Raw genomic sequence first — 11,375 nt, forward strand, 5'->3', positions numbered from 1 at the left:
TGAGAACGAGTCATTGCTATGATGACCATTCTGGCGTAATAAGGTCCTTCGCAAGCTCAGGATGACACGGCTGTTTTTACTCCAACCAACCTACGCCCGCATGCCCAGCACCAGCATCATAAAGGCATACTGCCGGGCCGTGTCGTGGAGGGACTTGAAGCGGCCGGAGGCGCCGCCGTGGCCGGCGGCCATGTCGGTGTGCAGGAGCAGCATATTGTTATCTGTTTTCATCGTACGGAGCTTGGCTACCCACTTGGCCGGCTCGAAATACTGCACCTGCGAGTCGTGTAGGCCAGTGGTAACGAGCATGTTGGGGTAGGCTTGCTTCTTCACGTTGTCGTAGGGCGAGTAGGACAGCATGTAGTCATAGTACTGCTGCTCGTTGGGATTGCCCCACTGGTCGTACTCACCAGTGGTCAAGGGAATGCTTTCGTCAAGCATGGTGGTTACCACGTCCACAAACGGCACGCCAGCAATGATGCCTTTGTATAGGTCAGGGCGCATGTTTACCACGGCGCCCATTAGCAGACCGCCCGCCGAGCCGCCCATCGCAAACAGCTTCTCCGGCGAGGTATACTTCTGCTGAATCAGGTACTCCGAGCAGTCGATGAAATCGGTGAAGCTGTTTTTCTTGTGCAGCATGCGGCCGTCCTCGAACCACTCTCTACCCATCTCCTGCCCGCCGCGGATGTGGCAGAGCACATAGGCAAACCCTCTATCGAGCAGGCTCAGACGGGCCGCCGAGAAGCCGGGGTCCTGCGAGAAACCGTAGGAACCATAAGCGTACTGCAATAGCGGCGCCTTGCCATCCTTTTTAAAGCCTTTTTTGTAAACAATGGAAATCGGCACCATAGCCCCGTCGCGGGCTTTCACGAATGTGCGCTCCGTCACGTAGTTCTCTTTCTTAAAGCTGCCCACTACCTCCTGCTGCTTGAGCAGGGTGGTTTTGCCGGTCGCCATGTTGTAGTCGTAGGTGGAAGAAGGGGTAGTGAGCGAGGTGTAGTTGTAGCGCAGCACCGGCGTATCTAGCTCCGGATTTATGCCGATGGTAGCGGTATATGCTGGCTCACTGAAGGTCATGTAGTTTTTCTTTTTGTCCTTCAGGCTCATAATGAGCAGTTGGCGCAGCCCTTCCTTGCGCTCGTTCACCACGAGGTAGTCCCGAAACACGTCGAACGCATCAATAAATGCGTCTTTGCGGGCCGGAATAATATCTTTCCACGCCGATTTGGCGGTGTTGCTTACGGGCGTCGCCATCAGGCGATAGTTGGGGGCCTCCCAGTTGGTGCGCACGTAGAACAGGTCGCCCAGATGCTCTACGTCGTAGAGGTGGTCCTTTTCGCGGGGTAGGAATGTTTTGAACTCGCCGGTAGGTGCAGCGGCATCTAGGTACCGAATTTCGTTGGAAAGGGAGCTACCGAGCGCTAGAAAGATATATTTCTTTGATTTCGAGCGACCTACTCCTAGGTTAAAGGTGTTATCCTTTTCCTCGTAAATCAGCTTGTCCTGTTTGGGGTCGGTGCCGAGGGTGTGGCGGTAGAGTTGGTAGGGCAACAGCGTGGTTACGTCCTTTTTGGCGTAGAACACGGTTTTGTTGTCGGCGGCCCACACGGCGTTGCCGCTGGTGTTCGGAATGGCTTCGGGGTAGGCCTTGCCCGTCTTCAAATCTTTGAAGCGCAGTGTGTAGAGGCGGCGGCTCACGGTATCTACGCCGTAGGCCATCAACTGATTGTTGTCGCTGACTTCGTAGCCACCCACCGCGAAATAGCTCTTGCCTTTGCCCATTTCGTTGGCATTCAGCAGCACTTCTTCCGACGCTTTCAGGTCGCCCTTCTTGCGACAGTAGATGGGGTACTCGCCGCCTTTTTCGTAACGGGTGTAGTAGTAATAGCCGTTGTCGCGGTAGGGCACCGACTCGTCCTGCTCCTTGATGCGGCCCTTTATTTCCTGGTAGAACTTCTCTTCCAGGTCCTTCACCGGCGCCATCATCTTATCGAAGTAGGCGTTTTCGGCATCGAGGTAGCTGATTACCTGCGGGTTGGTGCGCTCGTTCAGCCAGTAGTAGTTGTCGGTGCGCACGTTGCTGCCCATTTTCAACTCTTTGGGCTTCACCAAGGCCACAGGCGGGGTAGGCGCCTGCTGGGCCTCGGCCCCGGCGGCCATAGCTAAAGCGCTGAACAGGATAGTAGATTTCTTCATCGTTGTGGAAGGGGTAGGGTTCTTATGAAAAGAAAAGATACGACTGTCGTGCGAAGGTTGCGCTGCTTTATACAGCACGTATAAAAACGTCATTTCTTCCGCTGGTCGAAAGGACGTTCTGTTGGCTTATCCTACCCCTTCCGTAACCGTTCGTCGAAATGGAACGGCTCGGGCTCAGCAGTCAATTTTACTTGGCCGAATTCCGAATGCGCAGGGTTCAACAGTAGGTTGTACTCTTGCGGTACGAGCACGGAGGGTACTCGTAGTGCCACGCTGCTTCCTGAACGCAACCACTTGCTACCCAACTCAGCCGTAGGTTGCGGCTGAGAAAGTTGCCGCCAGTTGCCGGGCAAAGAAGTTACGGAAAGCGTTTCTCTGCTTAGCTCATCGGGTACTTCCAGCGTCAGCAGATACATATCGTCGGGTAGGGCATCGGAAGGTAGATGCACTAGCACTTCCATGGCAGCCAAAGCCCTGCTTTCGGCTGTATATAGTACTGGTAAACCGGGCAAATTCCAGCGCCCACCTACTAAGTAGGCACCCCAGCCGCTCAGGTCGTACCGGCGGTTGGCGCGGGCCAAGCGAAATACCAGCATCAGCCGAATACCCCGTGTTCGATGCGCACGAAAATGTCGCGCAGCAATTGTATTCCTACCGTGGAAGAAATGAATTCCACAGGTTGCCGGTTGCCCAGCGTCGGCAATGGCGACTCCATCCAGCGCTTAAATTTTTCCTCTCCGAACAGCTCAAAGCCTTCTGCGTACAGCATCGCTAATTGTACCAACCGATCGGTTGTATCAGCTCGCAAGCGTTGATCAGGGGCATACCGCTGCAACGTCCGCACTGAAAGGTCAACGGCGGCGGTTAAGATAGATAGGGGTAAGTTGGAGCGCTTAGCCAAGTAATCAAACGCCCTGCGGCGCACGCCACGCTGAATCATGTCGACCACTTGCAGGTCATTGGTTAGCGGTTCGCCTACTATGGCCGGACCACCCAGAAGTTCCACAAAGGCATAAGGTACCATACAGCCACAAATTAGAGATTCAACGTCACGTGTCGTAAATATAACGACAATTGTCGCATGCCGGTTCTAACTGAAATAAAACAGCTCCCCTCTTTGGTAAGAAGGAAGCTGATTATTTCTCGCTATGCTTGCTTACAGTGCCGCTAAGCTCTGCTCCAGTGCCGTAATCTTGGCTTCGGCGTCGGCTAGCTTCTGGCGCTCACGCTCTACCAGGTCGGGCTTGGCGTTTTGCACGAATTTTTCGTTCGCCAGCTTTTTCTGCACTGAGTCGCGGAAGCCTTGAGCGTATTCCAATTCCTTGGTTAAGCGCTCTTTTTCGGCACCAAGGTCAATCTGGCCTTCCAGCGGAATAAAGAACTCCGAGCCACCCGAAACGAAGCCTACCGCCGCGGCGGGTGCAACGTCTACCACATTGATTTCAGTTAGCGCCCCCAGCTTGCGTAGGATGCCATCGTAGTCTTGTAACAGCTGCACGTCGTCAGTTTTGGCGGCCAAAGTCAGCGGCTTGTTGGGGCCGAGGCCTTTCTGATTGCGGATGTTGCGGATACCGGCCACCACGTCCAGCGCTTGGCTCATGCGGGCCAGCAGCTCAGCACCGCCGGCTACCGGCTGCGGCTTGGGCCAAGCGGCTACACAGAGGTAGTCTTTATCGGTACGCTCGGCCAGCTCGTGCCAGATTTCCTCCGTGATGAAGGGCATGAACGGGTGCAACAGCTTCAGCAGCGTTTCGAGGTAGGCGGTGGTATGGCGCAGCGTCTCAGCGTCGATGGGAGCCTGGTAGGCGGGCTTCACCATTTCCAGGTACACCGAGCAGAAATCGTCCCACACCAGCTTATACACCGTCATCAGAGCGTCCGACATCCGGAACTTCTCAAAGTGCTCGTCCAGCTCGGCCAGCGTGGTTTGCAGCTTCGCCCCGAACCACTCCACAGCTTTTTGATTGGCGAAGGGTAGGGCGGCGTCTACCTCCCAGCCCTGGGTGAGGCGGAAAGCGTTCCAGAGCTTGTTGGTGAAGTTGCGACCCTGCTCCACCAGCTTGATATCAAACAGCAAGTCGTTGCCAGCCGGCGAGGAAAACAGCATGCCGGTGCGCACGCCGTCGGCGCCGTATTGGGCAATGAGGTCAAGCGGGTCGGGCGAGTTGCCGAGCTGCTTGCTCATCTTCCTACCCTGGTCGTCGCGCACGATGCCGGTAAGGTACACGTTGCGGAACGGCACTTCCTTGCGGTATTCCAACCCGGCCATAATCATGCGGGCCACCCAGAAAAACAGGATTTCGGGAGCCGTTACAAGGTCATCCGTGGGGTAGAAATAGTTGATGTCGGCATTGTCGGGGTCCTTGAAACCGTCAAATACCGAAATCGGCCACAGCCACGATGAGAACCACGTATCCAGCACGTCTTCGTCCTGGCGCAGGTCGCTGGCTTGCAGGTTTTGGTTGCCGCTTTGCTCGCGGGCGAGCTTCAAGGCTTCCTCCATGTCCAGGGCTACCACAAACGAGCCATCGGGCAGGTAATAGGCCGGAATGCGTTGGCCCCACCACAGTTGCCGCGAAATGCACCAGTCGCGCACGTTCTCCATCCACGAGCGGTACATGTTCTTGAACTTGGGCGGGTGCAGCTTGATTTCGTCGTTTTCAACTACTTCCAGCGCCTTTTTCGCCATATGGTCCATCTTGCAGAACCATTGCAGCGACAAGCGCGGCTCAATCACGGCGCCGGTGCGCTCCGAGGTTTGCAGCACGCTGGCGTACTCCTCTACCTTGTCAAGCAGGCCGGCTTCCTCCAGGTCCTTCACCACGTTGCGACGCGCTGCAAAGCGGTCCTGGCCCACGTACAGCACTGCTTTTTCGTTGAGCGTGCCGTCGTTGTTCAAAATGTCGATAACGGGTAGGTTGTGCTTCAAGCCCAGCTCGTAGTCGTTCAAATCGTGCGCGGGCGTCACCTTCAGCGCGCCCGTTCCGAAATCGATGCTTACGTACTCGTCGCCAATCACCGGGATTTCGCGGCCCAGCAGCGGAATCCGAACCCGCTGCCCAATCAGGTGCGTGTAGCGTGGGTCGTTCGGGTTCACCGCTACGGCTACGTCGGCCATAATGGTTTCGGGGCGGGAAGTAGCCACCGTAAGCGCTTGGCCTTCGGTCCCTACTACCTCGTATTTGAGGTGGTACATCTTGGCTATTGTGTCCTTCGGAATTACTTCCTCGTCGGATAGCGCGGTACCGCCTTTTGGGTCCCAGTTTACCATGCGTACGCCGCGGTAGATCTGGCCCTTGCGGTACAGGTCCACGAAGACGCGCAGTACGGCCTCGGTCAGTTCGGGCTCCATCGTGAAGCGCGTGCGGTCCCAGTCGCAGCTGGCGCCCAACTTCTTGAGCTGCTCCAGGATGATGCCGCCGTACTTTTCCTTCCAGTCCCAGGCGTGGGTCAGGAACTCCTCGCGGGTAAGGTCTTTTTTGCTGATGCCTTTTTCCTGCAACAGCGCTACTACCTTGGCCTCGGTGGCAATGCTGGCGTGGTCGGTGCCGGGCACCCAGCACGCTTCCTTACCCTGCATACGCGCCCGGCGCACCAGCACATCCTGAATGGTATTGTTGAGCATGTGGCCCATGTGCAGCACGCCCGTTACGTTGGGCGGCGGAATCACCACGGAGTAGGCGGGCTTGCGCGGGTTGGGCTTGGCGTGGAAAAAGCCTTTTTCCTGCCAGCGCTGGTACCATTTGGCTTCAACGTCGGCGGGAGAGTAGGTTTTGGCGATGGACATCGACGGGAGAATCTAGTTGAAAGAGCAAAAATAGGGATTTAGTAGGGTCTGAGGTATTGGGTTGACGTGGGACTAGGTAGAACCTGTCATCCTGAGCGGAGCGAAGGACCTTCTCACGCGAGAACGATGAACGGGGAACGAGTCATTGTTACGCCTGTCTTTCTCACGTGAGAAGGTCCTTCGCTCCGCTCAGGATGACAGACGTTTTATTCCCTCAGCCTCATCAACTCAATTTCCCTACCCCACAAAAAAGCCTACCCCTTGGCAGAGGCAGGCTTCTGAGGGAGAGGAAAGTAGCTTACGCTTCGGCATGCAGCCACTCTTTCTTTTTCAGGAGTTCCGGCTCCGATTCGCGGTAGTCGGGGTCGTCTACGCAGCAGTCTACGGGGCACACGGCGGCGCACTGGGGCTCCTCGTGGAAGCCCACGCACTCGGTGCACTTATCGGACACGATGTAGTAGTACTCGTCGGAAATCGGGGTTTGCGGGGATACACCCGACACCACGGTACCGCCGTCCATTTCCACTTCTTTCAGGGCCGTTCCGTCGGCCCAGCGCCATTGGGCACCGCCTTCGTAAATGGCATTGTTGGGGCATTCCGGTTCGCAGGCACCACAATTGATGCACTCGTCGGTTATCATGATGGACATAGCCGTCTGTATTTTTATGCTGAAGTAACGTCGTTGCTTACGTAAAAAGCGCCGCAAACGTAACGCGGGTCGACAAAAATAGAAACTAACTCGCAGTGCGCGTAATTTTAAGCGTTGAATGTTGATCTGAAATGGGCTTTCCAATCCTGCTTCACTCAAACTTCAGCCTTCCACCCCATCTTTCCTCTATGAATCATTCTGACCGCCTAGCGGCCTTCGTGGCCCTGGGCCAGCGTTTGCAGAACCTATCCGAAGACGAACTAGCCAGCCTAGGTGCCCGTGCGCGCAACCAGAACAACTGGTTCACGCCTACCAATGTAGCCTATGCTATCAAAGGCATTGCCGAACTGTTGGACGAGGAATCGCTGCGCCAATGGGCCGGCCGCTACCCCGCCGAGCCGGAGCAGCCTCGCCAAATTGGCGTGGTCATGGCTGGCAATATTCCGCTGGTAGGCTTTCACGATCTGCTGTGCGTGCTGCTCAGCGGCCACATTTTACTGGCAAAACCTAGCTCCGACGACACTGTGCTCATGAGCTGGATTGCCAGCGAACTGGTGAAGATTGAGCCACGCTTCGAGGAAATGATCCGCTTTGCGCCGCGCCTGAATGCCGCCGACGCCTTCATTGCCACCGGTTCCGACAACACGGGCCGTTACTTCGAATACTATTTCGGCAAGAAGCCCAACCTAATCCGGCGCAACCGCACCAGTCTGGCTATCCTCACGGGCCGCGAGTCGGACCACGACCTAGGGTTGGTGGGCGAGGATATTTTCCGGTACTACGGCCTGGGCTGCCGCAACGTGAGCAAACTGTACGTGCCGGTAGGCTTCTCCTTCCCTACCCTGCTCGACGCGTTGCAACCCTGGCACCACATTCTCGACCATCACAAATACCAGAACAACTACGACTACAACAAAAGCATTCTGCTGGTGAACGGCGTACCGCACTACGACAACGGTTTCCTGCTGCTGACGGAAAGCCCGCAGTTGGTGTCGCCTATCTCGGTGGTGCACTACGAGGGCTATCAGCATGAGGTAGACCTAGTGGAGCGCCTGACTACCGTGGCTGCGCAAACGCAGTGTCTGGTATCGGCGGGCGGGCAATATCCGGGCAGCTTTGCTTTTGGGCGGGCGCAGCACCCGCAGGTGTGGGACTACGCCGACGGCATTGACACGATGAAATTTCTAGCGCAGTTTTAATGGAAGTATAATGCTGTTTTAATACGCTTCAAATCACTACAAGCGTTCTTTACTTACTTTCTTACCCTACTCTACCCATTTAGCTTTTCAACCTATGCCCTTCACACCTTCGACAGACACAGCCGAAATCATTGAGAAAGAAGCTATTCCAAGTCTGCACTTTCCTACCGAAGATGTTCTCACAGATCCGCTCGACCGGCAGCGCCGCCAGCACGATGCCGACCGCGCCACGGCACTCGGCAACAACTATCAGGGTAAAGTCGACATCTATTTCCGTACTTCCGACTACATCACCCGCCGCGTGCACACCAGCATCTGGGCTTGCCACGACAACAGTCTCACGCTGAAGGCCGGCGTGTCCCTACCCTTGCAGGCTGTGCTAGGGTTTGATTTTTACTAAGCGAAACCCATAAAGCGTGTCATCCTGAGCGCAGCGAAGGACCTACTCACGGCAGAACGAGTCGTTAATACGCCTATCGTTCTACCGTAAGAAGGTCCTTCGCTGCGCTCAGGATGACACGCTTTATTTCAAACTTTTAAATGAACAACTCGTCAACTACACTCGGTCCAGCGTTTTCACAATCAAATCGTTGATGACGTTTTCCGAGTCGGTAGCAAACTCGCCGGTGGCGCGGTTGGCTACGATGGCGTTTAGCGATACTACCTCGTGGCCGAGCATACGGCCCAGGGCATAATAGCCAGCCGTTTCCATCTCGAAGTTGGTAAGACGCAACTCCCCTTCGGCGCTTTGGTGACGGAAATTCTGGAACTGTTGGATCAAGTCGGGTTGGCGCAGGTCGAGGCGCAGCACGCGGCCCTGTGGGCCGTAGAAACCGGGGCAGGTGAGCGTATTGCCTACCACCATACCTTTCCCGAGCTGCTCGCGCAATAGATCGGAGCCACGCACGCAGTAGGGCCGGTAGGGCAGCTGCAAGGCTTGCTGAATACCGGTAGCGACTTCCACTTCCAGGCCGGTTTCAACCAAAGGGTAAAACTGCATCAGCGAATCTAAGCCTACGGCGTGCTCCGTGACGAGGTGCGAGCCTACCGGAATATCGGCCTGCAAGGCGCCACTGGTGCCAATGCGCACAATGCGCAGCTGAATCCGCTCGTCGTGTGGGCAGGCCTCCCGCGCCATGAAGTCAATGTTGACCAGCGCATCCAGCTCGTTGAGCAGAATATCGATATTATCGGTGCCCATGCCGGTTGAAATCACCGTGAGACGCTTGCCTTTGTAGTAGCCTACGTGGGTCACAAACTCGCGCTTCTGAATCTTTGTCTCAATGGAATCGAAGTGCTGGCTGACCATCGGCACCCGTTCCGGGTCGCCCACCGTGATGATGGTTTCGGAGATATGATCGGGTAGCAGGTTGAGGTGGTAGATGCTGCCGTCTTTGTTCAGGATCAGCTCCGATTCAGGAATAGGCATGAGAAAGGTGTTTTAGGTGGGAGAAAGCGAATATAGAAAAAGTGTCATCCTGAGCAGCGCGAAGGACCTTCTCACGCCAGAACGAATCGTTGTTATGATAGTCGCTCTGGCGTGAGAAGGTCCTTCGCGCTGCTCAGGATGACAAACTATTTATAATGCCTACTTAGCAGGTGCCCTATACGATAACAAGCCCTGCTCAGGATTATAATTGTTGCTGTTTTTGGGGTAGGTACCCGTGCCGTCGTAGGGGCGCTTGTCGGGGTGCTGCTGGCAGGTAGGCGAGCAGGCACCTTCCAGCTGCTCGGCGCAGGTTTCGCAGAGGGGCAGGTGGTCGTTGCAGTGCGGGTTGGCACAGTTTACCATACGCGCCGAAGGCGTGTGGCAGTGGTGGCAGGTGGAAATAATCGTCGGGTTGACGCTGTTCACATCCACGGCCACGCGGCCGTCGAACACGTAGCACTTGCCATCGAAATCCTCGCCGCCGGCTTCGAGGCCATATTTAATAATACCGCCGTGCAGCTGGTACACATTCTCGAAGCCTTGCTCCAGCAGAAAGGCGCTGGCTTTTTCGCACTTGATGCCGCCAGTGCAGTAGGTCAGGATTTTCTTGTCCTTATACTGCGCTAGCTCCTCTACCTTACCCGGAAACTCGCGGAAGTTTTCGATGTCGAGCGTAACGGCATTTTTGAAGCGGCCCAACTCGTACTCGTAGTCGGAGCGCACGTCCAGCACCACCACGTCGTCCTGGTCCTTCATGTCCTTGAACTCCTGGGGCGAGAGGTGGATGCCGGTGCGCTCGTAGGGCTTGATGTCGGGTAGGCCTACGTGCACGATTTCGGGTTTCACGCGCACGTGCAGTTTCTGGAATGTGTGGGCATCGGCGGGTTCTATTTTGAACTCCAGCGCCGCGAAGCGCGGATCAGCTTTCACCACGCGCATGTATTCTTCGCAGTCAACCCGCCGGCCCGATACCGTACCATTCAGCCCTTCCGGCGCCACAATGATGCGGCCGCGCAAGTGCAGGCGCAGGCACAAGCGGTGGTGCTCCTCCCGAAATACGTCTACGTCGTCAATGGGCGCGTAGCAGTAATACAACAGAACGAGGTAATCCATTTTTCAATCGAAAATTAAGAATTGAAAATTAAATAGCTGATTCACTGAATACTCGAACAGAACTTATTCAACTCAACAGATTGGTTTCTACTTGGTAGTAGCTGTTCTTAACCAACCTTCGCAGCGGGGTTGCCAAATACGGTTTGGTTGGCAGGCACATCGGCCACTACCACGGAGCCAGCCCCTACCCTAGCTTTCTTGCCAATCTTAACACCTGCCACCAAAATGGCCCCCGAGCCGATAAAGGCTTGGTCGCCTACTACCACGCCGGTGTTCAGGATGGCGCCGGAGCCGATTTGCGAGTATTCACCTATCTCAACTTTGGTCTCCACTACGGCGTTGGCTCCAATGATGCAGCCGTCGCCTACCTTGGCGGTGCTGGCTACTACGGCATTGGCGCCTACCAGAATGCCGTGGCCCAGCCAGGCGTGTTCCGCCACGCTGGCACGGGCATGAATGGCGTTGACGGGTGCTACTTCGTACTCGTCGTGCAGCATGCCGGTGAGGCTGCGGCGGCTGGCCGCGTCCTCCGTAGCGACAAATACCTCACACTTCTTGCCAAGCAGTTTTAGCAGGTCTTTGTTATCGGTGTTGCCCATCACGGGCACGTCGTTTACTTCGGTATTTTGCAGTTGGGCGTCGTCGTCGAGCAGGCAGTACACTACCACGTCGTTGCTCAGAAAGGAGTCTAGGGCAGCGGTGCCCACGCTCTGTGCGCCCAGAATGATTACAGGATTTTCCATAAAATGAGAACAGCCCACGCGGGGCCGGAGTTTGCAGCGAAACCACAAAGATAGGTTGAATGGTGAAGTTGTGAAGCGTTTGTCATCCTGAGCGTACGAAGGTCTGCCAGTTGCATGAGTCGTTGTTACACTTGTTCTCGCGTGATAAGATTCTTCCGCACTGGCTTGCTGCGTCACATGCTCAGGATGACAAACGCTCCACTACTTCACCATTTTAATACTCTCCGCACGTAGTCGTTTTGCAACAGCAGTAGCA

Annotated in this window: 10 protein-coding genes; 2 read left to right on the top strand and 8 right to left on the bottom strand. The window is 55.7% G+C overall.

Annotation, left to right across the window (positions count from 1 at the left end):
- Window positions 1–90 precede the first annotated feature (90 nt).
- From KYK14_RS19930 to KYK14_RS19950, 5 genes are all read right to left on the bottom strand, one after another.
- Complete coding sequence (locus KYK14_RS19930) at window positions 91–2,199, bottom strand: S9 family peptidase (protein ID WP_219161425.1); 2,109 nt, start codon at window positions 2,197–2,199, stop codon at window positions 91–93.
- Between the two features lie 131 nt (window positions 2,200–2,330).
- Window positions 2,331–2,795, bottom strand: a complete 465-nt coding sequence (locus KYK14_RS19935; protein ID WP_219161427.1) for an RES family NAD+ phosphorylase — start codon at window positions 2,793–2,795, stop codon at window positions 2,331–2,333.
- Window positions 2,795–3,223, bottom strand: a complete 429-nt coding sequence (gene parS / locus KYK14_RS19940; RefSeq protein WP_219161428.1) for a type II RES/Xre toxin-antitoxin system antitoxin — start codon at window positions 3,221–3,223, stop codon at window positions 2,795–2,797. Before parS ends, KYK14_RS19935 begins: the two co-directional genes overlap by 1 nt.
- Window positions 3,224–3,355: 132 nt before the next feature.
- Window positions 3,356–5,986 (bottom strand): valine--tRNA ligase, encoded by a 2,631-nt coding sequence (locus tag KYK14_RS19945; protein WP_219161430.1) that lies wholly within the window; start codon window positions 5,984–5,986, stop codon window positions 3,356–3,358.
- Between the two features lie 298 nt (window positions 5,987–6,284).
- Window positions 6,285–6,635 carry a 4Fe-4S dicluster domain-containing protein gene (locus tag KYK14_RS19950; RefSeq protein ID WP_208306209.1) on the bottom strand — a complete coding sequence of 117 codons (351 nt, stop codon included), beginning with the start codon at window positions 6,633–6,635 and terminating at the stop codon, window positions 6,285–6,287.
- A 188-nt stretch (window positions 6,636–6,823) separates the two neighbouring features.
- Here KYK14_RS19950 and KYK14_RS19955 point away from each other — a divergent pair, with 188 nt between their 5' ends.
- Complete coding sequence (locus KYK14_RS19955) at window positions 6,824–7,834, top strand: acyl-CoA reductase (RefSeq protein ID WP_219161432.1); 1,011 nt, start codon at window positions 6,824–6,826, stop codon at window positions 7,832–7,834.
- Between the two features lie 94 nt (window positions 7,835–7,928).
- Window positions 7,929–8,234 carry a hypothetical protein gene (locus KYK14_RS19960; protein WP_185283455.1) on the top strand — a complete coding sequence of 102 codons (306 nt, stop codon included), beginning with the start codon at window positions 7,929–7,931 and terminating at the stop codon, window positions 8,232–8,234.
- Window positions 8,235–8,390: 156 nt separating this feature from the next.
- Here KYK14_RS19960 and KYK14_RS19965 read toward each other — a convergent pair whose 3' ends face one another.
- The 3 genes from KYK14_RS19965 to KYK14_RS19975 form a co-directional block, all read right to left on the bottom strand.
- On the bottom strand, window positions 8,391–9,263 hold the full coding sequence (locus KYK14_RS19965) for a nucleoside phosphorylase (protein ID WP_208306206.1): 873 nt from the start codon (window positions 9,261–9,263) through the stop codon (window positions 8,391–8,393).
- Between the two features lie 159 nt (window positions 9,264–9,422).
- Entirely contained in the window at window positions 9,423–10,376 is a 954-nt protein-coding gene (gene trhO, locus KYK14_RS19970) for an oxygen-dependent tRNA uridine(34) hydroxylase TrhO (RefSeq protein WP_219161434.1), read from the bottom strand.
- Between the two features lie 107 nt (window positions 10,377–10,483).
- Complete coding sequence (locus KYK14_RS19975) at window positions 10,484–11,119, bottom strand: NeuD/PglB/VioB family sugar acetyltransferase (protein WP_219161435.1); 636 nt, start codon at window positions 11,117–11,119, stop codon at window positions 10,484–10,486.
- Window positions 11,120–11,375: the final 256 nt, after the last annotated feature.

It is taken from the genome of Hymenobacter profundi (assembly GCF_019334315.1).
GTDB lineage: Bacteria > Bacteroidota > Bacteroidia > Cytophagales > Hymenobacteraceae > Hymenobacter > Hymenobacter profundi.